Source organism: Bacillus benzoevorans (assembly GCF_014207535.1).
Taxonomy (GTDB): Bacteria; Bacillota; Bacilli; order Bacillales; family Cytobacillaceae; genus Bacillus_BD; species Bacillus_BD benzoevorans.
Window position 1 is genome coordinate 105,493 of record NZ_JACHGK010000009.1, and the last position, 24,563, is coordinate 130,055.

The window sequence follows — 24,563 nt, forward strand, 5'->3', positions numbered from 1 at the left end:
TGGCGTGAACGACTTTTCCTTGGCACAAGGAACTTTAGTGAACCCATGCACATAAGGCGGTTTATGAATCAACAACAAGATTTAACAAAGCTTTTACATAAAAAAAGGAAGTGGTTATGAATGGATAAGGTGATGCAGTTTCCTGAGGCTTCGTTGACGAGGGATGAGTGGCAGGAGCTTGAGAAGACGGTATTTGAGAGTACGAAGAAACAGCTGGTGGGCCGGCGGTTTATTGATATTTATGGACCTCTTGGCGAGGGAATTCAGTCAGTAACGAATGACATTTATGAGACAACAGAGCGCGGGGCGATTAATTTCCACGGCGAGGATTCGGAGCTGTCGGTGCCGACGCGGCGGGTGACGCTGACGATTCCGCTGCTTTATAAGGATTTTATTCTGTATTGGCGGGATATCCAGCAAGCCAAGCTGCTCGGAAGCCCGATTGATTTCTCGGCTTCGGCGAATGCGGCGCAGCAGTGTGCCCTGCTTGAGGATGACTTGATTTTCAACGGTTCGAAGGAGTTCCATATTCCGGGTCTGATGAATGTGAAGGGCAAACTGACTCATATCCGCAGCGACTGGATGGAGTCCGGGAATGCCTTCAGCGATGTGGTGGAGGCGCGGAATAAGCTGCTTCGGATGGGTCACACCGGTCCTTATGCCCTTGTGTTATCACCTGAACTATATGCGTTGGTGCATCGGGTTCATCAGGGGACGCATGTGCTGGAAATTGAGCATATCCGTGAGTTAATGACGGCGGGTGTGTTCCAGTCGCCAATGATTAAGGGCGGAACCGGTGCTGTGGTTGATGCCGGAAAGCAGAATCTGGATTTGGCGGTAGCGAGTGATTTCGACACAGTCTTCTTGGATCAGGATAATATGAATTATTTCTTCCGCGTCTACGAGGCGATTGTGCCGCGGATTAAGCGCCCGACGGCGATTTGTACGCTGGAAGATCATCATGAATAAGCAAGCAGGCTGACTCGGATCGTGCGTCAGCCTTTTTTTATGAGAGGCATGGCACTTAGTTTGATGTTGTCTGCAAAAAAAAGGACCGGGGCCGGCAGCACTAACCGCGGGAGGACCTTTTTATGAATGACGTCACTTTCTTTTAGGCAATGGAATAAACCCTGCCTTTTGGAAAAATAATGCTTGTGTCCACTGCTTTTGCGGCTGCTTCCTGGCCAATATCTTCAATGATTGCAGCTGCCTCCTCCACAAAAATCGGATTGCGGCTGCCTTCGTTGACTTGGTACAGGCGTTGTAAAAATTTAAGCTTCTCTTCTGTTTTGATTTTTTTGTAGCTTTGGTTGTTGAGTTCGCGGATTTTTTTGTGTTTTGCTTCGTGAAGCATGCCAAGTTCACTGATATTGATGATGAGGTTTTCTTGATCCTCCGTCATAAATCCAATGGAATAAATGGAGGATCCAATCAAGTCGATATTTGTGATAACGGCATTGTGATAAACCTCCCCAGTGCGAAGGCGAAGTGTTTCCACTTCTACTACACCATTGATTCTTCTGTTGTTCATTAAGATTTTATGGATATCTTTCAGACCGTTAATTTGATAGGACATGCTGTCATCTCCTTATTATTCACTTGGATTGATAGTTGGATCAAGTTGGATATTGGACCGTACTTTGCTTGATTGGTTTCATTAGTTATGTTTGTTGATAAGTTAATGTGCGATTGAGAATCATTTTCATTATCATTGTAAAAGGAGAAGCAGCAATCGTCAATAGGAGAAATCATGGCTATTCTGTGACATGTGACTAAAACACTGTTCTATCGGGGCTTTGGCAATTTAAACCGTTTTCATTTTTATGTAAGGATGTTGTTTCCAACGGACCATTCTTGGTGAGAATGGCGGAATTATGTTTCTTATATGTCTGATGAAGGACATTGTTTGCGATTCTCTTCAAATTTTGTCCTTCATATGCAGCCTCAGTGTTTGGGCATTAGTAAGCACTACCTCCTTTCACTCCCAGCAAAATTCATATATAGAAATTTCCTTGAATTTCCTGCGAAAAACCAAACCCAAACTGTAACATTTTTCCATATTAAAAAATATTCTCATGTTAGTTAACTTATTTATTGACGTTCTAAGTGATAGATGTTATTATTTAAGATTTAATTGTCACAAAATGTTCAATTATTTACGCAATTTCGAATTGTAAGCGTTTTTATTTATGATAAAATGAAATTGTTCAAAGGAATTTTTACAAATTATGGGAGGTTTTTCGAAAATGGCATTAATGACTTGGGAAGAAAAATATGTAACAAACGTATCTGCAGCAGATGAGCAACACCAAGAGATTTTTAGATTGGTAAACGTTTTAGATGAATCACTTTCTGGGGACAGAGCAGTTATTGATCAAAACCTTGACGCATTAGTAGCATATGTTGTAGACCACTTTGCAACTGAAGAAAAATATTTTGTAGAAACTGAATATCCTCAATACGAAGCACACAAAAAAATGCATGACGATTTAGTTGCTGCTGTTAGCGATATCGTTGGCAAATTCAAAGCTGGTGAAGCTGAAATCACTCCAGAAATCACTGCATACGTACGTGATTGGTTATATGGACATATTCCAAATACTGACAAGCAATATGGTCCATATTTAAATGATAAAGGGATTCAATAATATCCACGTACCCCAAATTAATTTTTCATAAAGCCCTCGAAAAAGGTGGAATTTAATCAATTCCATCTTTTTCGCGCGCAGAAAAAACTAGCTTCACAGATTTCCTTCATTGGTAAAATAAAATAGGAAAATATCGTCAATTTTCGACACCAACTACCTACTCATTTTTTATCGAATATCTATGACTATTGAGGTATTTTCTGGTTTTCAATCGAATTCTGATAGCAATCCATGTATAATATGATGGTGAGAAAAAAGATTCAAGTTAGGGAGGATTTTTTTAATGGGATGGACGATAGTCATATTGCTTCTTCTTGCTATTGCATTGTTAGTTGTGTCATTTGTTAAAAACAATCAGAATGAGAAAACAATAGAACAACAAATAGACCAAATGACCTATACTTTTAAGGATGAAATACATCAGCTTCAACAACAACTTCGTAATGTCGAGATTGATGGTGAAATCACGGCCCTTGAAGCTGGAATTTCAGTCTCCAGCGCTGAACGCAGCCTTCTTCGTGAATTACTGAACTTGCAAAGACGCGGTTATTCCATTGAAACGATCGCTTCTAAAAAGCAATTATCAAAGGAAGAAATTGAACGTCTGACTGCTCCATTTGTGAAAAAGAATGAAAGGGGCGAGGTGGTTTCATGATAACACCTGCTGTTTTAAGAAGTTTTGCAGGCGGACTCATTGTTGCCGCTGGAATCCTCGGGATTGTCTATCTTTCCGGTGGCTCAGGTGACGGTACGACTGTGAAAAAAATGTCCGAAGAAGATATGAAAACGGAATTAGCTGAAAAAGGTTATGTGATTCATACAGAAAAAGAGTGGCAGCAACAGGAAGATGTTGTGGCTTCAGCAAAGGCTGATGCTGAAAAGGCAGCTAAAGAAGCAGCTAATGCGAAAAAAGCAAATACGAAAGAAAAAACGGAACCAGCAGCACCTGCTGCGGAACAAAAAGTGGTTTACAAAACAGTTGTCAATGTATCTTCAGGGATGACGAGTATCGACGTCGGCAGAACGTTGGAAACGGCCAAGATTATTCCAAGTGCTCTCGAATTCTCGCAGGAAGTTGAAAGACGCGGTCTTTCCGGAAACTTGCGCCCTGGTATTTTTGAAATTGAAAGCGGTATGACAACCGATCAGATTATCGGTATCATCTTTCATTAATAAATGAGGCTCATGAATTTTCATGGGGCCTTTTTTGTTTTGGAAGAGTCCATGCTTGACTTGGTTGATTGTCATTATTCTAATTTGTGCAATAACCAAGGGATCTGGTGCAATTATTCTATTTTTGGTGCAATTCTCTCCTGTTATGGTGCAATTATTGAAAATTTGCTGCGGTTACACTTTAGTTAGGTGCAATTCCGGTCAGGTTAGAGCGATTTGTATTCTAACCGCATTTTTTCTAAAAAAAGGCCCCGTTCACAGGACCTTTTTTTCAAAAATTAATCTAAAATATTCACTAAAGTGCCGACGTTTTCAATGTATACTTCGATTTCGTCTCCGGATTTGAGCCATTGGCGCTGGTCTTCCGGATAACCGAGGACGACGCCTTCTGGTGTGCCAGAGAAGATTAAGTCGCCTGGTTTCAATGTCACGTGCTGCGATAAGTAGCTGACAATGGTGGCGCAGTCGAAAATCATTTGCGATGTATTTGCTGACTGCTTCACTTCTCCATTGACCTTCAAAGAAATATCAAGGTTCCCAGGATCGACTTCGTCTGCTGTTACGAGCGCCGGGCCGATTGGACCAAAGTGATCAGGCGTTTTTCCGAGCAGCCATTGCGGTGTGCGGAATTGCAGGTCACGCGCGGATAAGTCGTTACCCACTGTGTAGCCGAAAACATAATCAAGGGCCTCTTCCTTGGAAACATCCTTCGCCTCTTTCCCGATCACAATCACTAATTCTGCTTCATAGTCAAAGTTTGTCGCTGTTTTAGGAAGCGGGATGATTTGCTTATGCGCTGCTAAAGCATTGTTGAATTTGCTGAAAAGGACAGGATATTCAGGGATGTCCATGTTCGATTCAGCGGCGTGGTCGGCGTAGTTTAAACCGACGCAGATGATTTTTTCCGGATTCAGTACACATGGGGCAAAGGTTATCTCTCCTTCTGGGATGACAGCTGCGTCTTTTTGCGCTAACTGAGCCAGCTGGGAAAGTCCCTCTTCCCCGCGGGCAATAGAGTCCTCAATGGTCGTTGGAACATTAAGTGAATATGTATGGGCTGCTTTTTCCACATCGATAATGCCTGCTGCTGTTTGAATTCCTAAACGAATTCCCTCTTCAGTTTTAAAATTTACTAGTCTCATTCCTTTACACCCTCTTCTACTTAAATTCACAGTAAGCCTATTATAATTATACACTGGAAAAGTTTTGCAACAAAGTGAGATGCATTGATCTGCGGGGCTTAGTTTGAATAGGGGTGCTGTTTTTGAAAAATGAAAGGGCGGTTCCCCGTGCTGATGCACCTAGAGAACCGCCCTTTTTACTTATGCTCTTACATCGCTGTCGAATTTCCCTTTGTGGGCACCATTACAGTACGGTTTATTGTCCGAAAGACCACAGCGGCAGAGGTAAGCCTCTTCTTTTGCTTCCATTTTGTTTCCTGCACCATCAAGTAAAGTCATGCCTTTTGCTAAAATTGGACCATCGTCTAAGAATTGCATTTCTGACATCTGTGTTTCCACCTTTCACTTTTTGGAATTCATTTTTGTAGATATTATGCTGCAAGCGTTAATATCACTTCACTACTATTGCCAAAAAGCGCGGAAATGATTCACGGAACGGATCCTTGTGAGGGTGCCTTTCGCGGAGAAAACGGAGGCTGATTGATGATATCGACCACTTCGCGTCATATATCGGCCGCTTTTTTAAAAATATCGGTCAGTTCGGGTAATATATCGGCCACTTTTCCTATTATATCGGCCAGTTTCATTTTTTAGCCGGCATTTCCATTTTATATAGATAATATCGGGAAAAATCGGAAATAACCTTTTTATTTACTACGGGTTCATTACATTCTTCTTTTACATAATATTTTTTCCGTTTAAAATGAGTATAAGGATATCTGAACGAGGGAAAGGAAGGACTGCAACTTGAAATTATATAATCGAGTAAGGGAGTTTCGCATCGGTCATGGCCTATCACAAAAGGATTTGGCCCAAGCTATCGATGTCAACTTGCGTACCATCAGCCAAATTGAATCCGGGAGACATATTAATCCATCTCTAAATTTAGCCCTTAAAATGGCACGGTTATTCAATGTTCCTGTGGAAGAATTGTTCAGGCTTGATGATTATGCCGGGAAGGTGGACAAATATTAAACAAGAGAAATTCCAAATAAAGAAAAAGTGATGCAGGAGTTGAATGCCTGCATCACTTTTTTATGTGCATCGAATAGGAAGGCGGTCTTTCTCTTTTAGGAAATATTAGGTAAACAAGAGAGGCATCCCCCCTGCTTTCCAAAATTGGGAAATATCATGGAAACGAGAGAATCGTCCCCTTGTTTACTCGTAGCCGTTTGGATTGTTCTTCTGCCAGCGCCAGGAGTCGCGGCACATTTCTTCTATGCCTTTTTCGGCGGTCCAGCCTAGTTCATTTTTCGCTTTTGCCGGGTCGGCATAGCAGCTGGCAACGTCTCCCGGTCTGCGTTCGCTGATCTGATAAGGAACTTTTTTACCTGAGGCTTTTTCAAATGCTGCGACCGTTTCGAGCACGCTGCAGCCGGTTCCTGTACCAAGGTTATAGGCATCAATGCCGGTTGTGGAGACGATTTTTTCTAAAGCTTTCAGATGACCCTTGGCTAAATCGACGACATGAATGTAATCGCGCACCCCGGTGCCGTCCGGTGTAGGATAGTCGCTGCCAAAGACGCTCAGTTCTTTCAGCTTGCCAACAGCAACTTGAGTGATATACGGCATAAGATTATTGGGAATTCCATTCGGATCCTCACCAATCCGCCCGCTTTCATGAGCCCCGATGGGATTGAAATAACGCAGCAAGGAAATGCTCCACTCCGCATCCGAAACATATAGATCACGCAGCATCTCCTCAATCATCAGCTTACTGCGTCCATACGGATTGGTAGCACCGAGAGGGAAATCCTCGGAAATCGGCATCTTTTCCGGCACTCCATAAACGGTTGCGGATGAACTGAAGACCAATTTTTTCACCCGAAACTTGTTCATAACCTCACAGAGGATAATGGTTCCGGTAAGATTATTATGGTAATAGTAAAGCGGCAGCCGTACCGACTCCCCTACTGCCTTCAATCCGGCAAAATGAATCACGGCTTCAATGGAATTTTCGGCAAATATTTTTTCCAGCTCCTGCTTATCAAGAATATCTGCCTCATAAAACTTCAGGGTTTTCCCTGTGATTTCCATGACACGTGATAATGATTCGTACTTACTATTTGATAGATTATCAGCTACAACCACATCATACCCGGCATTCAACAGCTCGACGCAGGTATGGCTTCCGATATAGCCTGCTCCCCCTGTAACTAATATGGACATCTAATTCTCTCCTTACTAATCGCTATATATAGATGTATCTCATTTCTTTGTCTGAAAAAGAAACAGGAGAACCGTCCCCGCGTTTCTCCCTGTCTTTCTGATTGTAGCAATTACACTGTGAAAAATCTATGCGGATGTGAAAATGCGGGACCAAAAGAACGACAGAAGTGCTATAAGACTTATTATTAGTTAGGAAATTATTCTTGTGATTCCAAATTTATGAGCCAAACAGGTTACATTTTTCTAAATATTTTAGTATAATCAAAATATACATGACTTTTGTTCTATTATTATTTAGCGATGATTCAGTTAGGAAAATAGACACACACAAATTCAAAACTCCTATATGGCTGTTCTAGTATATTTATAGAAAGAACCAGCATTTAATAAAAATAGAAAAAGCCGTTTGGACTAGGACATTCATACGAAGTTCTTTAGAACTAAAGCGCAATCCTGTTGAGATGGTTTTCGATTGTAATCTTGGATGAAACAAAATTAAGGTTAGGGATGTGAATGGATATTAGACTTGCGATGGAGAGGTTTATTTGTTAAACAGGAGGCAATTCACTTGGAACAGGATGCATTTCAACTTAGTGAAATGATGAGAAATGAGTTTTACTATTCTCTCATGGATGAACTGCAAATAGGAATCTATTTGTTTGCTCCAGAAGGAAAGACATTGCTGGCAAACTCAAATTTCCTGAACATGCTGGGCTATAGCTGGGATGAACTACAGTCCAAAACAATAGGGGATTTGTTTGCTGAAGAGGATGTTCTTTTTTTAAAAAAAGGACCTGAAAATGGAGAAAAAGAGGCTGTTTTGACAGGAAAAAGGAAGGACCAAAGCGCGCTCTCTTTACATCTCTTTTCCTATGAAGTACGGGATGACTCAAGTATATTCATAGCGTTGTTAGATAAACCAGAGAGGTCTTTATCACAATCAAGTCAAATAGCAAAATTGGAGAAATTGGCCTATGCGCTTGAGAATACCGCGGCGGTAACGGCTACGGATGCTGATGGAAATATTATTTACGTGAACGACCGATTTTGTGAGGTGTCAAAGTACAGCCGTGAGGAATTGCTGGGGAACAATCACCGTATCGTCAAATCAGGACGGCATCCGAAGGAGTATTTCGAGGAGCTTTGGCAAACGATTACCAGCGGGAAAATCTGGCGCAATGAAACGTGTAATAAAGCAAAGGACGGTTCTATTTGGTGGGGCAGCGCAACGATTGTGCCGCTTTTGAATAAGGATGGCATTCCTTACCAATATATTGGGATCCGCCAGGATGTGACTGACAGAAAGATATTAGAAGAAAAGTACTACGAGATGGCCTACTATGATTTTCTCACAAAGCTTCCGAACCGAAGATTATTCGAGTCCCAATTAGAGATGGAAGTAGCGGAAGCACAGAAAAAAATGAGCACGGTTTCATTAATGATTATCGATTTACACGGTCTCAAATTTGTGAATGACTCGTTAGGAACGGAAATGGGGGACCAGCTGCTGCAAAGGGCGGCGATTCGCTTAAACCAATTCGTCCATCCTGAGGGGACTTTATTCCGTATTGATGGCAACGAATTTGCGGTCATCCTCCCCAAGATAGCGGAAGAGGATTTGGTGAATGGCGCGAAAAGCATTATTCATTTATTCAGCCAGCCATTCGCCATCGATGGGTATGAATTATTTCTCAATGTGAATATCGGCATGTGCATATACCCGGATGGCTGTAAAGGGTTTACATGCCTGATCAAAAATGCCTCCTTTGCGATGCACCAAACAAAGGCGGCGGTAAAAAATGGCTATCTCTTGCATTCAAACCACATGCTCAACAGCTTGGAAAAGAAATGGGTGCTCAAAAATGATTTACGAAGGGCGCTGAAGGAAGAAGAATTCTTCTTATTTTTCCAGCCAAGGATTGATCCGAGGCTCGACAAAATCATTGGTGCCGAGGCTTTAATCAGGTGGAATCATCCGAAATTCGGCGTTGTATCTCCGCTGGAATTCATTCCTCTTGCTGAGGAGGAAGGACTGATTGGCCAGATCGGGGAATGGGTGCTGTATCAAGCCTGCAGGCAAAATAAAAAGTGGCAGGATGCCGGGTTATCCCCGGTTATCGTTTCCGTCAATTATTCGATGATCCAATTTTTACATTCCGAGATGATTCAAGAAGTGGCCCGTGTACTAAAGCAGACAGGTCTGGAGCCGCAGTATTTGGAAATTGAGATTACGGAAACGGCTTTGATGAAGGATGAAGCGATGGTATCCGGCAAAATCGATAATCTAAAATTAATGGGGGTTAAAACGGCCATTGATGATTTCGGCACAGGATATGCCTCACTTAGTTATTTAAAAAACCTTAAAACAAACACGTTAAAAATCGATAGTTCTTTTATAGAAGGAATTCCGCTTGAATCGGTCAGTTCTGAAATTGTCGCTTCGATTATTCAACTGGCAAAAAAACTGAATATCCGCACCGTTGCGGAAGGGGTAGAAAACATTGAGCAGCTGCGGCTCTTGAAAGAAATCCATGTGGATGAGATTCAGGGTTATTTGTACAGCAAGCCTGTCCCCACTCAGGAATTCGAACAGCTATTAAAAATGGGTAAATTTCTGCCACGCTAAAAAAGCAGAGGAAATAATGAGCCTCTGCTTTTTTGTATGTAAAAGTTGTTGGGTGACCTGCCTGCCCAGGGATAGAGAGCAGGCTGCCGTGTTTCAAATACCGGGCTGAGGACATTTGCCCATAAACGTATTCCTTGTAAAAGCCGGGTGACTTTTGAGCTTATATACAGCTGTTTTAGAACAGACTGCCGTACAAAAGGTAATGAAATTAAGTTCATTATTGCGGGTTGTCTAAACGACAGCAGCTTTATCGGCACAAAGCAGGATAAGCCTTATCATCATTGTTCCCACCCATTTCCTATTTAAGACTGAAACAGAATGTTTTATACTTTAAGCAGATAATAATTGTACTAATACACAATATTATTCATTCCTAATTTTTGACAGACCGTTCTGTTTTTGATGACTTTTTTTAAAAAACTTATCGACAAATTACGGGTGATTTTCTTCATTTTGCTGGATATCGGTCCCAATTTTTTGGGATTTAGCGTCCTATATAACAAATCATGGAGAAAAATGTCGTTAGTTTAAATTTTCAGAAATTAGTTCCAATGAAAATCCTATGCTATACTTCTTTTCAGAAGGAAGTAATCTTAATACATTCAAAAATCAAAAAAAATATAAAATTCAAAAAAAGTGAGGAGATTTAAATTATGATGCTGGAAAACTCCATTCACCGTTTCGAAGTTGAGAAGAATCGTAAGCCGTCAGATGTCAATGAAGTTCTTGATTATATCCAAAAATGTTATATCTACGGAGAATTATCCATTGTAGAGTATAAGAAATTATTTTCTGAACTTGATAAATTAGAAGCTGAAAAACCACAATCCTATTTTTTTAAAGTAGTTCCTTTTGATGTTGTTGATCTCCCCTCTTAACCCTTGGTACTCACCAAAGAAACTCTAATTAAATAATGAAAGTAAAGGTGAGTTACCCGTTCATAGTGGCTCACCTTTTCGCTTTTTATAATATTCAGTCATGCGTTACTTGTTGCATGAAATTTAGATTTTTTGCCTATTTCTTTTTCACACCGCACCATTTGCTCCTCCGCATCAGCTCAAATTGACTGCTGCACCCAACTCCTATACAAGACGCTTCCCTATCCGGGAATGAACCCGCTTCGTTTTCTTCTATTAATTTTGTATACCCTTGTAGAACCTGCCTTTTCATCCGGTAATAAATCAACCCATCTGCTCCTTCCAAACTGTCTTTGTCAGCAACTTTTATTCGACAAATTCCCAGAGTTCACAGTGGTGTGTCGAATTAGTGAGAATGATAATCAAATATTTTTCGGAAATATGATCAGCGTCACAGATTCAATAATTTTAAGATGTTAGAGTAATACTAGAAAAGATAAGAAATTGGTTCTAATTGAGAACATGAATAAATAATGAACTTTTTGATAAGGAGAGATAATAAATGGGAAATACTACTGTAGAGCTGGATGTTCGCGAGGATTTAGCGAAAAAGGAAGATCCGTTTCATAAAATCATGGGTGTGGTAAGCGATTTGAAACAAGGCGATGTTTTTGTTTTACATGCCCCGTTTAAACCGACTCCACTGCTGAATGTGTTGAAGGGAAAAGGATTTGAGCATGAAATCGAAGAGCTGGAGAGCAAGCACTTCAAGGTCACTTTTACGAAGAGTGGTGACAGATAATGAAGTTGGATAACCGCGGACTGGAACCGCCGGAACCGATGATGCGGACACTGGCTGCTTTGGAGGAGCTGCCTGAAGGTGAAACCCTTTCAATTATTAATGACCGCCGCCCGATGTTTCTTTATGAACAGCTGGAGGAAAAAGGGTACAAGCATGTTACCACACCGCAGGATGATGGCAGTTTCTTGATTGAGATTACGAAATGATTTAGGGGACTGGAAGGAATTAGGGAAACGTGAGAACCGTCCCTTTGTTTTCCCCCTGTTTCGGGAGGTGAAGTATTTGAATCCTTCACAGACTGGCAATGAGACGAATATTAAGTTGCCGTTTGCGTTTATTTTTACGAGCATGGTGGCCTTAGTTGGGTCGCAGGCTTTGCTTTTGCTGCAAGGGCATTATATGGCGGATGGCATCTTTCGGGTGCCTGGGATTTGGGCAGCGGCTCATTTATTCATTTTGGGCTGGGCGCTGATGGTGGCGATGGGGGCGATGTACCAGCTCGTGCCTGTTGCTTTTCTGACACCGATTTGGAGTGAAAAATTCGGTTTCATTCAATTTGGCGTGACGGCAGTGGGAGTCTTTTGGTTTGCCCATACGTTGTTTTACGACACAGGGAGTGCGCTGATTCCCGGAATTATGACCATGACCGGCATTCTGATGTTTCTTTTGCAAATGTTCTTGACCTTAAGGAAACAGGCGAAGCCGAATATTTTAACACTTTACGTCGGAACAGGACTGATTTGTCTGCTTTCGACGATCACTCTCGGCATCACGATGCTGGCCGGAATGAGATACGGCATGGATGGGAATACGTATATGGCGATTATTAAAAGCCATGTGCTGCTCGGTACCACCGGTTGGTTTACGCTCTTGATTTTCGGTTTTTCCTATAAAATGGTGCCGATGTTTTCTTTGTCGCACGGCTATACGATGGCTCCGGCGAAGTACGTTTATCCTCTTTATGCCGCCGGGTTAATCGCGGCAATCGTCTCCTTTTTCATTGAATCGAGCGGATTATTGACTGCGGCACTATTTTTGCTATTTGCCGGATTTGCCGTGTTCGCTTACCACATTTCGCTCATTATTAAAAAAAGATTCAAGAAGAAGCTCGACATTTCCTTTATGTTTGCCCTTGTTGCGATTATCAGCGGCGGATTGATTCATTTAGCGGCATTTATTGCAGCGTTGTTTGGTTATTTTAACCAAGTGGCCGGCCCGTTATTGTTCCTTTATATCGTGATTTGGATTGCTTTCAGTATCATTGGTTATTTGTATAAAATTGTTCCGTTCCTCTGGTGGACGGCGAAATACAGCAAGGAAATGGGTAAACAAAATGTTCCGACGCTGAAGGATATGATCAACGATAAAGCGGCGATCCCGATTTTTTCAGCATTGGTGCTTGGCATCATTGGTGTTGCGGTTGGTCTTTTTAGCGGAAGCAAGATAGTCTATTTCCCGGGCCAGCTGATCTTTGCCGTTGCGTGTGTTGTCTTTTGTTTTTCAATCGGAAAAGTTGTGCGAAAATAGGAGGTTTGAATTATGGATTTAAAAGAGAAAGTATTGGAAGCATTGAAGGATGTTTACGACCCTGAGCTGAATATTAATGTGGTTGATTTAGGATTAGTTTATAATATCGATTTTCCTGAGGAAGGCGCGGTTTCGGTGACGATGACGCTTACGACACCGGGATGCCCGCTTCATGACAGCATTGTCAGCGGTGTAAAAACCCGCCTTGAGGAAGTGGAAGGGATTCAAAATGCCGATGTTCATTTAGTCTGGGAACCGGCATGGTCACCGGAAAACATGACGCAGGATGGAAGGGCTCAATTAGGCAGATAGTAAGATGCTGGGACGGTTTATTCGTTCGAGCCGCTCCCTCTCTGTCTTGCCCGCATATCTCTGATATGTATTGTACCGTATTTTGATGGTGCTGGAAGGTTCTTTTGCCCATCCGTTAAGACATTCCCCTTTTCCCAAACCCTTTTTCGGAGCAAGAGAACCTTCCTGCTTTATTAACGATGGTTAGAATATTTTTTAGGCACGAGCGCTGCAGCCGTTTATCGGGCAGTGCTCGTGTTTTTTGCGTTGCAGCGCTATTTCCGGGGTTATGAAGGACCTTTTTTTCGATCTGGTGCGCGGTTTTGTCCTTCATACCGCTTATGAAGGACATGTAAATTGGGCATCACCAAAAATCGGGACGTCATAGCGGCGCCCCGACCTTTTGCGATCGCGAATTTTCTATTTCCTATCTTTAAGTCAATTTTATTTGTGTATGCAAATCATTAGAATCGCGATAGGATCGATACGACACAAATTCCTTTCCGTTTGCAAAACCGTCCAGCTGTAAAATTCGGTTATTATTGGTTTCTAAGTAAAAATAATCGTCGTTTATTTTTAGATTGAAGAAGCGATAAGTATTGCCCAAGAGGCTTTTCGTGCTGACCTGTGTGTCAGGGTGCTGCTGAATGAACTCAGCCATCTGCTGGACCGAAGCAGATGGAATTTCGGCCTTATGATAGTAGAATTCCTTCAGATTCGCTTTCAACTTACTCATTGCCTTTCGGGCCTTGTCTTTCAGTATATTACCATCAAGTTCCATACATTCCCTCCTCGTTATCATCATCCCCAATAACTGGAATTAAATTCGGGGTATCACTTTGACTTTTCTTTTGCGAAGAACGTTCGAAGTAGGCAGGGCTTCCATACATGCTTCGTTCAGGGGAGATATCCGCTCCCTGCCCTCTTTGCATTATTATGAATGATTTCAATATTTGTCAATCATTTTCTCCGCCCCTGCAGCAGCCATGTTCTTTGCATTTACAACTGCCATGTTCTTTGCATTTGCAACTGCCATGTTCTTTGCATTTGCAACTGCCATGTTCTTTGCATTTACAACTGCCATGTTCTTTGCATTTGCAACTGCCATGTTCTTTGCATTTACAACAGCCATGTTCTTTCCGATCACAGCAGCATTCCCTATGCCGGCAGCAGCAATCTGCTTCATTCCTACAGCAACAATGTTCTTTACTCTTACAACAGCCATGTTCTTTGCATTTACAGCAGCAATTTTCTTTATGACTGCAGCCACAATGTTCTTTGTGCCTGCAGCAGCAATCTGCTTTTCCTTCGCAACAGCATTCCACTTTCACCCTGCAGCAGCAATCTATTTCTATGCACTTACATCGCTTCCTATCAATCTTATTCGCACAACAAAACCATTTAGGAAGATTCCAATTTACATTATGCCTATCAGGCACCTGGTATCTGTTCATTTAACTTTCTCCTTTTCACATAAATAAACCTTAATTATAGATATTCATTATTTAATAAAATGCTTGTACTATTTATTGAGGTTTCTAGCTCAAAAAATCATCTCGTCCATAGTGAGTTTTGCTGCATAAAAAAAGTGAAGCACGGAACCCTGTTTAGGTATCCATGTGCTTCACTTTTTAGAAGGATGATATTTGTTTGCTGATTTCTTTGATATATTGACTCAAGGGTTCGTCTTCTGTTTTTGGGATTTGACCATTGAAGCCGACAACGGCTACGGCACTAATCAACTGCTTTTGATGGTTGAATACCGGGAAAGAGACGGATGAAACGGACTGTACGATTGGTTCTGCCGCAAAGGCGATTTCACTTTGACGAATCGTTCGCAGCTCTTGTTCAAACGCCTCGCGCTGCTCCAGCGGCATCCCCTCTAATTCCTGTTCCTTCCATTCGCTGATTAAGGGCTGCTCCTTAAAGGTGAGGAATATTTTTCCTGCCGAAGAGCCAGGCGGTAAAATGGTACCGACCTGAACCCCGATATTAAACCCGCCATTACTGTTATACAGCTTGATCACCATCGGGCCGTTTTCCGTCCAGATCGAATACGTTACCGAACAATTCGATTTTTTGCTCAGCATTTCCAAGTATGGCGTAATGCGTCCGAGCACATTCTCCTGATCCGCCGCCACCAATCCAAACTTGATTAGTTTGCTTCCAAACAAATAAGATCCGGTCTCGCTATCACGGTGGAGGATCTGCGATTGCACAAAGGTATTGATATATTTATATAGATTACTTTTCGAAATACCGGTCAGTTCCTGTATTTCCGTAAATTTCAACGGTCTGTTCTGTTCTGCGATAATCTCAAGAATCCCAATCCCGATTTGCAAGGATTGAATCATCGAGTTGCTTTTTACTACTTCCATCTCTATTCTCCTCACATCTCTTCTTTTTGAAAGGCTGTGTTAAAGGTCAATGTTGATTTTTATGTCCCTTGTTGATTGGAGCGGAAGGCACGAAGACTCCCGCGGGAGAAGCGAGACAGACGAGACCCCGCAGACACGAAGTGTCGAGGAGGCTCGTCGGTCGCCCGCAGGAAAGCGAAGTGCCTGGAACGGAAATCAACAATCAAGTTTAACAGAGCTTTTTGAAAAATAAATGCCGTCTATTACCTCGTTTGTCCATTTTGAGATTAACCTTAACAAAGAATACACGGGAAAGTCTAATCTTAGGCTTTTCCTCTTATTAAAAAGTATAGCAATTTTTCAATAAAAAAGATTCAAGAAATCCCCTTATACCTGATTTTTCTCAGCAGATGATATTTTCAGAAGTTTTATTATTGACAATTATCTGAATATTAGTTTATCATATTAGTAACTTAAGTACACTAATTGGAAACAAAGAAAGAGGGGAAGTTGCAAATTATGAAATTAATCACATACAGTCAAAATGGATTTTCACGTGCAGGTGCTCTTTTAACAGAAAGCAATCAAGTTGTTGATTTAAATTATGCTTATCAGGCCCAGCTGCAAGCACAAGGTAAATACCGCTATGAACAAATCGCAGAAGCTTTTGTACCAGCTGAAATGACAGCATTTTTGCAAGGTGGAAAAGAAAGCATTGAACTGGCAAAAGAAGCGATTGCCTATGCCCTGGAAAATGAAGGCTCCTTCAAACACAAGCTAATCTATGCTTATGACGAAGTAAAAGTGGAAGCGCCGGTACCGGCACCGGGAAAAATGATTTGCGTCGGTCACAACTACCGCGAACATATTTTGGAAATGGGCCGGGAAATTCCGGAGCACCCAGTTATTTTTGCTAAATATGCGAATACGATTATCGGACCACAGGACGATATTCCATTCTTCCCTATTTCCGAGCAGCTGGATTACGAAGCTGAGTTTACCTTCGTGATTGGCAAACAGGCCCGCAATGTTTCCGAAGAAGAAGCTTTGGATTATGTTGCCGGCTACACGATCGTAAACGATGTGACTTACCGTGATATTCAGCGCCGCACCCTGCAATGGCTGCAAGGGAAAACAGTGGAAGGCAGTGCGCCAATGGGTCCATGGTTAGTGACTTCCGATGAACTAACGGATCCAAGCGGATTAGAAATGGTGTTAACGGTAAATGGTGAAGAACGCCAGCGGACAAATACAGCAAACCAAGTATTTACGACACAAAAATTAGTTTCATTCTTATCTACCTTAATGACGTTAGAGCCTGGGGATGTTATTTTGACTGGTACACCAGGAGGCGTAGGAGTGGCCCGTAATCCGCAAGTTTGGTTAAAAGACGGGGATGTTGTCCGCATTGAAATCGATAAAATCGGCGCACTTGAAAATAAAGTAGCAGCTGTTAAGGTAGGTGCCAGCGTATGAGTGAAAAAAGAGTTCAGGAATATTCAGCATCTATTCAGCACACATTGACGCAAATTGTCCAGCAATGCAACGTGCTTTCAGAGGAAACGATTCGCTGGAAACCGTCTGAAGCAGAATGGTCTATTTTACAAATTTTATCTCATGTGAAAGAAGCCACTCCTTACTGGATTCATGAGGCAAAAAGAGTGATTGAAAAACCGGGCTCAGAATGGGGACGCGGATTACAGGAGCCAAACCGTCTCGCGGCTGTCGCCAATCCGGATGCATTGTCTGTCAGCGAAACGATTGCCGGCGTTGAAGCCTTAATCGGTTATGTCCGGGCTGAACTGAGTGAATTTAGCGAAGAACAGCTGCACATTGAATCACCGCACCGCAATTTTGCTAAGTTCGGAAATAAGCAAGTTTCCTTTATTATCGGTCATTTTATAGATGAACATGTTGCCGGACACTTAAAGCAAATTCAACGCAATTTAGATAAATTAGCAAAGGTAAATTAAATTGGTGCCTGGCACCGAAAATGGACATTTGTCCGTATGGAGGGGAAATTCCCATTTATGATGGGGAGGACGATTCCCCTCTTCCCTAGACGGGGATTGTCCCTCTTCACTGCTTTCCACTGAAAGCGTATTCTCTTCTAATCTATAAACTTCACAGCACGAGATAAATATCATTCGTATTTCCAAAGTACTTTTAAAATTTTTTATTATTAATGGGGTGTTTGTAATGGGAGAAACAAATGAATTTATGAAGAGTCAAATTGTAAAGGACTTTACGCGGGATATTCAGCAGTATCATTTAGGACCGCTTTGGGAAGCGATTCCGGATTTAATGAAGCAGACTCCGGAGCCGCAGGCACAGGCCTATCTGTGGAAAGGCGAGCTGATTAAGAAAAAATTAATGGAAGCGGCTGAAATTTTCACACCGGAACGCGGCGGTGAGCGCCGGGCAATTTATTTTCAAAATCCCGGCTTAACTTACCGTGAGCCTTGGGGCTGGGCTTCTACGACACAAACCGTATATGCGGCTGCGCAATTATTGCTTCCGGGTGAAAAGGCACCGTCACACCGCCACTCACAAAATGCGCTTCGCTTTGTGACGGACGGTCAGGGTGCTTACACCATTGTCCAAGGTCAGCGTGTCTTTATTGAAGAAGGTGATTTTTTGATTACGCCAAAAGGTTTGTGGCATGGTCATGAGCATTTAGGCGATGAGCCGATGGTGTGGATGGATGCCTTGGATATCCCGACCGTTTATTCCATCGCCGGCACATTCTTTGACCATTACCCTGAACAGCTAGAGGCTCCTTCCGTGCCGGATAATTATTCTGAACTGCGCTACCAGGGCGGTATGGTTCGTCCGCTGTCTGACCGTTATTCAGCGATTGCTCCGCTGGCGAACTTCAAATGGCAGCGTACTGTAGATGCGTTGCAGGGTCTTCGTGCTTTTGATGCTGACCCATATAACGCTTTCGGTGTAGAGTACATTAACCCATCGAACGGACAGACGGCTAACCCGACAATGGCGGCATGGATGCAATTCCTGCCTGACGGCTTCCATACAAAAGCACAGCGCCATACGCATTCTTCGATTTACCATGTGAAAGAAGGTTCGGGCTATTCGATTATTAACGGCGTGCGCTTTGACTGGACGAAGGGTGATTACTTCGTGATTCCGAACTGGGCTTGGTATGAGCATTGTGCGTCTCAAAATACGTATCTATTCTCTGTCAATGACCTGCCAATTATGGAACGCTTTGATTTAGAAAAACAGCAACCACTTGAAACAAATAACGGATATCAAGAGGTTAAGTCTGAATTTGCCCCTGTGTTGGTGTAATTTTTGACAGACCGTGAAGGAATTGAAGGTTAAGGACTAGGCAAGGTGGGTTTTACCCTGCATGTTAAGCCTTCATAGAGTTCTAGATTAAACTGGGGAGTCTCAGAACGACTCCCCCGCTTCTCCATTTTGGTGCATGGAGATGGTTCTTGCGCTTCTATTGCAAGCTTCCCCTACCCTCCAAGTTTCGATGGGGTGCAAGTTCCATTTCTGTGCATCAGGATGGGGAGATTCTTTATTTTGATAAAAATAATTCATTGTACTCATTCTCATTTGTGCAATAATTGCAGGATTTGGTGCAATTATTGCATTTTTGGTTTAATAAAAAAATTTTTGGTGCCATTCATCCCGATTTTGGTGCAATTATTCATTCTTTGGTCATTTTCTATATCGATTCACAACATCAATTCCTCCAGTTATTGAAATGACGCTGCCTGTGATCATATCTGAATGGTCCTCGCACAAAAATGAAATGAGCCTGGCAATATCTTCACCTGTTCCGGAGCGGCCGATAGGTGTCCGCTTGTCACTGGTTTGCCTCGAAAACTCGATATCAGCTTCTTTCATTTCTCCAGCTATATCTCCTGGACAAATCATATTGGCTGTAATGCCGTGTTCCGCTTCCTCCAGGGCAATGGTTTTGGTTAATGCCACAAGACCCACTTTTGCTGCACTAAATGCCGAACGATAAATCCACCCCGGGGCCGATTCTGCATCCTGAAAGCCATAAGTGATGATTCTGCCAAAATTTTGCAGCCTCATGACCGGAATGGATAATTTAGCAAGATGATAGACTGCCGTTAAGTTTCCGTCTATTATTTCCTTCCATTCATGATCGCTGTATTCGGTCAGCTTTTTTCTTGCAAAAATAAAGGGTCCTGCGTTACAAACCAAATGATCAATCCGTCCGAACCGGGTCATCACCTCTTCAAACAAGCGAACAATATCCTCTTTTTTGGTCATATCTCCCTGCACAAACTGTAAACGTTCTTGATATCCCTTCCACTCTTCTTGTAACTCAGTGACACGCTTGATATCATTTCGATAGTTGACAGTAACGGAACATCCCTTTTGCAAGAACTTTTCTGCCGTCTTTTTTCCCAGACCCTTCGTTCCTGCTGTTATCATGGCATGTCTCATTTGACACCTCTTTTCGTCAATAGTGGTTGGCTCAATCTTTGTGTAATAGAGATAAGAACTCCGCGCGGGCATCAGATTGATGGGCAAATATTCCTCGAACAGAAGAGGTTGTCGTAGAAGCACCTGTTTTTTTAATTCCTCTTCCACACATGCACATATGTGTGGCCTCAATGATCACCATTGTCCCTTGTGGTGCGAGAATTTCCTCTATAGCTTCGGTAATTTGAGAGGTTAGTCTTTCCTGGACTTGAAATCTTTTTGCATAGCCATCTACTAATCTTGCTATTTTAGAAAGACCTGTTATTTTTAAATTTGGAATATACCCAACGTGTGCTACACCATAGAACGGTGCAAAATGATGCTCACATAATGAGTGAAACTCGATATTTTTTACTAAAATAAGTTCTTGATGACTGACATCGAACGTTTTTAATAAATGACTTTTCGGCTCCTCTTGGTACCCCTCCGTATATTCCAGAAATGCCTTCAGAACGCGATAAGGAGTTTCTTGTAATCCATCACGATTCGGATCATCACCGCATAATTCAACCAATTCCTTAATAGCAGCCATGAAAATATTTGCTTGAGATAGTTTTTGCTTAGCATCAGTTACATGCTGTGTGAAAATGTTTGGGAACTTTGTCGTGAGTAACAAATGATTATCAGTAGACATATTGGCACCCCTCTTAGTTGTTAATATTTAAATATTCTCCTCTTCTACTAAAAATGGATCCAGGTTCCTGTCTACTGGTTCGTCTGTTTTGACTCGAAAAACACAGCATCCATCTCCATTTTGAAAACTTTTCTCCCTCACAACGCGAAATCCAAGTAATCTAGTTAACGTCGATAAAGTCACATTGCAAAGTACAGGTCTTTCTAGTGCCACATCATAAAATGGACAATTTCGTTCAATAAGACGGATCGTTTCGCCTGCATATTCCACATCCATGAATGGATCATCTGTTCCATATAGGTCCTTTAAAGAGGAGACTCGCTCAGCCAAACTAAGTCCACTTAATTTCCCTTCCCATTCTCTTACTCGGGTTTCAGCCATCATGATTAGAATTTTTTTCAACGCATCCTTTCCGAGTTGATGGGTCACGGTATCGATGATTTCTATCGTGAGGGCATCGTACTGCTTTGGAAAAAGCGTTTCTCCTTTTGAAGTTAAGTAAACTTTAATTGCTGGCCGGCCTCCCCCAGGGCTGCTTCTTTTTATCTGTCGTTCAATCAATCCATCTCTTTCAAGCTGCATGAGTGACAGCCTGACTCCCTCGCCCGATATTTTTAATTTTGCTGCTAAACTGGCAATCGTTTCGGAACCGGTTTGTTTTATCGCCATTAGAATGGCCTTGCGGGTTTCTGATTGATGATCGAAATTTTGCTTCAATGGCACAACCCCCATGCTTTATGATTACTACAGTATATTTACCAAGTTTATTATTGTGAAACTTGGTTAATGACATATTCGCGGAATATTCGCCATACATTTAGTTGGAGGACAAAAAAGCTTTGGGAGGGATTTTCTTGGCCAATCAAATTAAAATATTAGACAATGGTCCGCTAGTAGTGACTGGCGACATTCAGTTAAGCGATTCTGCTGGTAATGATTACACGAAAAAGGAAAAAATATTTCTCTGCCGCTGCGGTCAGTCCAGCAATAAACCATTTTGTGATGGAGCACATAAAAAAGCCGGTTTTGCAAGCAGCCCTAGAGCGTCTAATTAATTTTAAGGGCAGCACAAAATTCGGGGCAGCACTGTGATGCCCCGAATTCTATCGAATAATTTATCGTCCTTTGTGGACTTTGAGCTGTTTTACGGAAATGAATCTAACAGTTTCATGACCTTTACGTTAGTTAATACCTATGTTCTGAAGAACGAGAAAAGACTCTGCAGAGATGTCTCTCTACAGAGTCTAAGTAAGATGGAAGATATTAGGGAAACGGTAGAACCGTCCCCGTGTTTCGAGTAATTAATTCGTTACCAGTTCTTTATCTAATTTTCTTTCAGGTTTTTTATAAACACTGTTGTCGATACTTAATAGGTATTCAACAACTTCGTCAACAGTTAATACGTCGGCAAATTTAGCTTCCATATCAAACATGTTCCATTCAACCACACCTGGTACACGGTCACCAATGGTTCCTTCTGGAATAATTGTCTTAAATCCATATCCTGTTGAATCCATTACAGTATGGCGTACACAAGCACATGCTGTTGCACCCATAACGATTACTGTATCTACTCCCAAGTAGGTTAATGTTTGAGCTAAGTGAGTACCGAAGAAGTTAGATGCATATTTTTTATGGATAACCGGTTCTTCTGGCTGTGGTTTTAACTTAGGGTCAATTTCCAGCCAGTGTGTATTAATATCTAAGGCACTCATAGGAATTTTTTCATCCCAGCGTGGTAAATCCCATTGTCTGTCTCCCACGTAACCAGTTGTCGTATGGAAGATTGGAATACCATTTTTACGTGCAGCTTCTAAAACTCTCAGCGCGTTGGCGCAAACTTCTTCTGATTTTTCACATGTAAATGGATGTCCTTCGCTCATCCAAGCTTTCGCCATATCAACTGTTGTAATAGCCGGAGCAATCCCTTTACCCATTTCACGCATAAATCCACGTTCTTTATAAATTTTACGAGCTTCTTTAAAAGCTTGTTCTAGTACGGTTGTATCAAATGCATAATTCCCATTATTATCTTTGTAAAAAGCATTAGTCATTATCATTCTCTCCTTTAGAATATGTTATTATTTTCAAAGATTATTGATGTACTAATTCTTTTACTTCTTTTTGAACCTCTTCTTTCGCTTCTTTTTTAAAATTTTGATAGGCCAATCCGTATGGTTTCGCTTTAATGTATTGACCATTTCCTTTTTCGCCTACTAATTTTCCGCGTTCCGCCATTAATTTACCTCTTAAGTAAACTTTGTCGGCAATACCGATTCTTTCAAACCCTTCGAAAGTTGAATAATCAGTACCTTCGTAACTGTCCTTATGAGTAATGATTCCGCGGTATTCAGGGTCAAAAATAACGATATCAGCATCAGCGCCTGGTGAAATGACCCCTTTTTGTGGATATAAACCGGCCAATTTTGCCGGATTTGTAGCAGCCAGCTCAACAAATCTTTGCCGGGAGATTCTGCCTTTTTCAACACCTTGTGACCAAAGCATAGCAAGACGGTCTTGCATACCAGGTGCACCAGGTGGAATATTAGGGAATTTAAATTGAGATTTAGCTGCAAAACCGCCTATGTAAGCAGCATGATCAGATGACACAGCAATTAGATCGTTTTCGCGAACGGCTTTCCATAAAGCCTCTTGATGAGGTTTAGGTCTTAATGCCGGTGCACAGACAAATTTAGCCCCTTCAATATCTGGCGTATTTAAGTATGACTCATCTAATATTAAATAGTGAGTACATGTTTCACCGTACACTGATAGTCCGCGTTCCTGCGCCTCTTTAATATGGTTCATTGCCCCTTCAGTTGTAACGTGAACAATAAATGCAGGGCAATCAGCCAGCTCGGCTAAGTAAATCCCTCTTCTTGTTGCTTCGTCTTCAACTAATGGCGGTCTTGAATAGGACCAGTTGATTGGTAATGTTTTGCCTTCTTTGGCTAATTGTTTTTCCAATTCAATAATCAGTTCGCCATTTTCACAGTGCAGCATAACAGTAATTCCATGATCTCTAGCTACTTGCATCGCTTTAAAAGTCAATTCATCATCTGCATGATACGCTGTACCGTTATAAGCCATAAAAAATTTAACGGCAGCTAGGCCATTTTCAGCCATATGGGGAATTTCTGCAATTAATTTATCGTCAGTATCCATGACCATTGAGTGGAATGAATAATCTGCCGTAGAAACTCCTTCAGCTCTTTCTTGATTATGTTTATCTTTCGATTCGATAAGTCCCATACCTTTAAATTGAGGAGCAAAGTCAACAATGGTTGTTGTTCCCCCTACTACTGCAGCATGCGATGTTTCGAAGGAATAAGAGTTAAAAGGTCCCATGTGAACATGTTCATCCACGCCGCCTGGAAAAACATATTTTCCGGCAGCATCTACAACTTGATGACCTTCTTCGGATAAATTGACTCCTACTTCTTTAATTTTTTCATCTTCGACTAGAATGTCTCCAACGAATTCATCAACCGCGGAAATGATTGTTCCATTTTTTATCAGTAGTCCCATTACATCAGTCCTTCCGATCCTTCCGACTTGACAAATCTTTCCTGAATTTAATAGAGTCATCCTTACAGACAGCTGTCTTATCCTTAAAACAACCAGGTAAATGGGGCTTCTTGGTTTTAAAAGGATATTAACTTTTTCCATCATAATGAAAAAGGCTCAATACTTTTAAGTGCGCTCTTTTTTGAAAAAGTATATGTTTTATAAATTGTTTATTTTTTCACAAGATCTTGTAATTTCATTCTAATGAAAACGCTTTAATCCCTCAAGGTTTTTTCAGAA

Annotated in this window: 27 protein-coding genes; 15 read left to right on the forward strand and 12 right to left on the reverse strand. The window is 41.7% G+C overall.

The window, feature by feature from the left end; all coding sequences use genetic code 11:
* The first annotated feature begins 120 nt into the window (after positions 1-120).
* On the forward strand, positions 121-969 hold the full coding sequence (locus HNR53_RS13355; RefSeq protein WP_184526794.1) for a family 1 encapsulin nanocompartment shell protein: 849 nt from the start codon (positions 121-123) through the stop codon (positions 967-969).
* 142 nt (positions 970-1,111) lie between these two features.
* Here the strand turns inward: HNR53_RS13355 and HNR53_RS13360 are convergent, their stop codons facing one another.
* Positions 1,112-1,576, reverse strand: a complete 465-nt coding sequence (locus tag HNR53_RS13360) for a hypothetical protein (protein ID WP_184526796.1) — start codon at positions 1,574-1,576, stop codon at positions 1,112-1,114.
* Positions 1,577-2,246: 670 nt separating this feature from the next.
* On the opposite strand from HNR53_RS13360, the gene HNR53_RS13365 reads away from it, so the two are divergent.
* From HNR53_RS13365 to HNR53_RS13375, 3 genes are all read left to right on the forward strand, one after another.
* Complete coding sequence (locus HNR53_RS13365; RefSeq protein ID WP_184526798.1) at positions 2,247-2,648, forward strand: bacteriohemerythrin; 402 nt, start codon at positions 2,247-2,249, stop codon at positions 2,646-2,648.
* 283 nt (positions 2,649-2,931) lie between these two features.
* Entirely contained in the window at positions 2,932-3,303 is a 372-nt protein-coding gene (locus tag HNR53_RS13370; protein ID WP_184526799.1) for a hypothetical protein, read from the forward strand.
* The gene (locus HNR53_RS13375) at positions 3,300-3,821 is read left to right on the forward strand and encodes an endolytic transglycosylase MltG (RefSeq protein WP_221452329.1); all 522 of its coding nucleotides are present in this window, start codon (positions 3,300-3,302) and stop codon (positions 3,819-3,821) included. Before HNR53_RS13370 ends, HNR53_RS13375 begins: the two co-directional genes overlap by 4 nt.
* A gap of 278 nt (positions 3,822-4,099) precedes the next feature.
* Here HNR53_RS13375 and HNR53_RS13380 read toward each other — a convergent pair whose 3' ends face one another.
* Both HNR53_RS13380 and HNR53_RS13385 read right to left on the reverse strand, forming a co-directional pair.
* Positions 4,100-4,963, reverse strand: coding sequence for a fumarylacetoacetate hydrolase family protein (locus HNR53_RS13380; protein ID WP_184526801.1), 864 nt, complete (start codon positions 4,961-4,963; stop codon positions 4,100-4,102).
* 180 nt (positions 4,964-5,143) lie between these two features.
* Entirely contained in the window at positions 5,144-5,329 is a 186-nt protein-coding gene (locus HNR53_RS13385) for a CDGSH iron-sulfur domain-containing protein (RefSeq protein ID WP_184526803.1), read from the reverse strand.
* Between the two features lie 420 nt (positions 5,330-5,749).
* On the opposite strand from HNR53_RS13385, the gene HNR53_RS13390 reads away from it, so the two are divergent.
* Positions 5,750-5,977, forward strand: a complete 228-nt coding sequence (locus tag HNR53_RS13390) for a helix-turn-helix transcriptional regulator (protein WP_184526805.1) — start codon at positions 5,750-5,752, stop codon at positions 5,975-5,977.
* Positions 5,978-6,160: 183 nt separating this feature from the next.
* Here the strand turns inward: HNR53_RS13390 and galE are convergent, their stop codons facing one another.
* Complete coding sequence (gene galE, locus HNR53_RS13395; protein ID WP_184526808.1) at positions 6,161-7,171, reverse strand: UDP-glucose 4-epimerase GalE; 1,011 nt, start codon at positions 7,169-7,171, stop codon at positions 6,161-6,163.
* A 568-nt stretch (positions 7,172-7,739) separates the two neighbouring features.
* On the opposite strand from galE, the gene HNR53_RS13400 reads away from it, so the two are divergent.
* From HNR53_RS13400 to HNR53_RS13425, 6 genes are all read left to right on the forward strand, one after another.
* Positions 7,740-9,797, forward strand: a complete 2,058-nt coding sequence (locus HNR53_RS13400) for a sensor domain-containing protein (RefSeq protein ID WP_184526810.1) — start codon at positions 7,740-7,742, stop codon at positions 9,795-9,797.
* Positions 9,798-10,450: 653 nt separating this feature from the next.
* On the forward strand, positions 10,451-10,675 hold the full coding sequence (gene yppF, locus HNR53_RS13405) for a YppF family protein (RefSeq protein WP_184526811.1): 225 nt from the start codon (positions 10,451-10,453) through the stop codon (positions 10,673-10,675).
* Positions 10,676-11,216: 541 nt separating this feature from the next.
* The gene (locus HNR53_RS13410) at positions 11,217-11,456 is read left to right on the forward strand and encodes a DUF2249 domain-containing protein (RefSeq protein ID WP_184526813.1); all 240 of its coding nucleotides are present in this window, start codon (positions 11,217-11,219) and stop codon (positions 11,454-11,456) included.
* Positions 11,456-11,662, forward strand: coding sequence for a DUF2249 domain-containing protein (locus HNR53_RS13415; protein WP_184526815.1), 207 nt, complete (start codon positions 11,456-11,458; stop codon positions 11,660-11,662). Before HNR53_RS13410 ends, HNR53_RS13415 begins: the two co-directional genes overlap by 1 nt.
* 67 nt (positions 11,663-11,729) lie before the next feature.
* Entirely contained in the window at positions 11,730-12,983 is a 1,254-nt protein-coding gene (locus HNR53_RS13420) for a hypothetical protein (RefSeq protein WP_343065335.1), read from the forward strand.
* 12 nt (positions 12,984-12,995) lie between these two features.
* Positions 12,996-13,295: a metal-sulfur cluster assembly factor gene (locus tag HNR53_RS13425; protein ID WP_184526819.1), complete on the forward strand. Its 300-nt coding sequence runs from the start codon at positions 12,996-12,998 to the stop codon at positions 13,293-13,295.
* A gap of 412 nt (positions 13,296-13,707) precedes the next feature.
* Here HNR53_RS13425 and HNR53_RS13430 read toward each other — a convergent pair whose 3' ends face one another.
* The 3 genes from HNR53_RS13430 to HNR53_RS13440 form a co-directional block, all read right to left on the reverse strand.
* The gene (locus HNR53_RS13430; protein WP_184526821.1) at positions 13,708-14,055 is read right to left on the reverse strand and encodes a hypothetical protein; all 348 of its coding nucleotides are present in this window, start codon (positions 14,053-14,055) and stop codon (positions 13,708-13,710) included.
* Positions 14,056-14,220: 165 nt separating this feature from the next.
* Positions 14,221-14,544 (reverse strand): hypothetical protein, encoded by a 324-nt coding sequence (locus HNR53_RS13435; protein ID WP_184526823.1) that lies wholly within the window; start codon positions 14,542-14,544, stop codon positions 14,221-14,223.
* 361 nt (positions 14,545-14,905) lie between these two features.
* A complete protein-coding gene (locus HNR53_RS13440) occupies positions 14,906-15,652 on the reverse strand; it encodes an IclR family transcriptional regulator (protein ID WP_184526825.1) in 747 nt (248 codons plus the stop codon).
* A gap of 498 nt (positions 15,653-16,150) precedes the next feature.
* Here HNR53_RS13440 and HNR53_RS13445 point away from each other — a divergent pair, with 498 nt between their 5' ends.
* The 3 genes from HNR53_RS13445 to HNR53_RS13455 all read left to right on the forward strand — a co-directional run bounded on the left by HNR53_RS13445 (position 16,151) and on the right by HNR53_RS13455 (position 18,943).
* Positions 16,151-17,107, forward strand: a complete 957-nt coding sequence (locus tag HNR53_RS13445) for a fumarylacetoacetate hydrolase family protein (RefSeq protein WP_184526827.1) — start codon at positions 16,151-16,153, stop codon at positions 17,105-17,107.
* The gene (locus HNR53_RS13450) at positions 17,104-17,604 is read left to right on the forward strand and encodes a DinB family protein (protein ID WP_184526829.1); all 501 of its coding nucleotides are present in this window, start codon (positions 17,104-17,106) and stop codon (positions 17,602-17,604) included. Before HNR53_RS13445 ends, HNR53_RS13450 begins: the two co-directional genes overlap by 4 nt.
* A gap of 226 nt (positions 17,605-17,830) precedes the next feature.
* Complete coding sequence (locus tag HNR53_RS13455) at positions 17,831-18,943, forward strand: cupin domain-containing protein (protein ID WP_184526831.1); 1,113 nt, start codon at positions 17,831-17,833, stop codon at positions 18,941-18,943.
* 378 nt (positions 18,944-19,321) lie between these two features.
* Here the strand turns inward: HNR53_RS13455 and HNR53_RS13460 are convergent, their stop codons facing one another.
* The 3 genes from HNR53_RS13460 to HNR53_RS13470 are packed head-to-tail and all read right to left on the reverse strand — an operon-like array spanning position 19,322 to position 21,473.
* Positions 19,322-20,083 carry an SDR family oxidoreductase gene (locus HNR53_RS13460; protein ID WP_184526833.1) on the reverse strand — a complete coding sequence of 254 codons (762 nt, stop codon included), beginning with the start codon at positions 20,081-20,083 and terminating at the stop codon, positions 19,322-19,324.
* 31 nt (positions 20,084-20,114) lie between these two features.
* On the reverse strand, positions 20,115-20,756 hold the full coding sequence (gene folE, locus HNR53_RS13465; RefSeq protein ID WP_184526835.1) for a GTP cyclohydrolase I FolE: 642 nt from the start codon (positions 20,754-20,756) through the stop codon (positions 20,115-20,117).
* Positions 20,757-20,783: 27 nt separating this feature from the next.
* Positions 20,784-21,473, reverse strand: coding sequence for a helix-turn-helix transcriptional regulator (locus tag HNR53_RS13470; protein WP_184526837.1), 690 nt, complete (start codon positions 21,471-21,473; stop codon positions 20,784-20,786).
* 137 nt (positions 21,474-21,610) lie between these two features.
* On the opposite strand from HNR53_RS13470, the gene HNR53_RS13475 reads away from it, so the two are divergent.
* Positions 21,611-21,811 (forward strand): CDGSH iron-sulfur domain-containing protein, encoded by a 201-nt coding sequence (locus HNR53_RS13475; protein ID WP_184526839.1) that lies wholly within the window; start codon positions 21,611-21,613, stop codon positions 21,809-21,811.
* A gap of 246 nt (positions 21,812-22,057) precedes the next feature.
* Here the strand turns inward: HNR53_RS13475 and HNR53_RS13480 are convergent, their stop codons facing one another.
* Positions 22,058-22,810, reverse strand: a complete 753-nt coding sequence (locus HNR53_RS13480; protein WP_184526841.1) for an isochorismatase family protein — start codon at positions 22,808-22,810, stop codon at positions 22,058-22,060.
* Positions 22,811-22,850: 40 nt separating this feature from the next.
* Positions 22,851-24,284 (reverse strand): dihydropyrimidinase, encoded by a 1,434-nt coding sequence (hydA, locus tag HNR53_RS13485; protein WP_184526844.1) that lies wholly within the window; start codon positions 24,282-24,284, stop codon positions 22,851-22,853.
* Positions 24,285-24,563 lie beyond the last annotated feature (279 nt).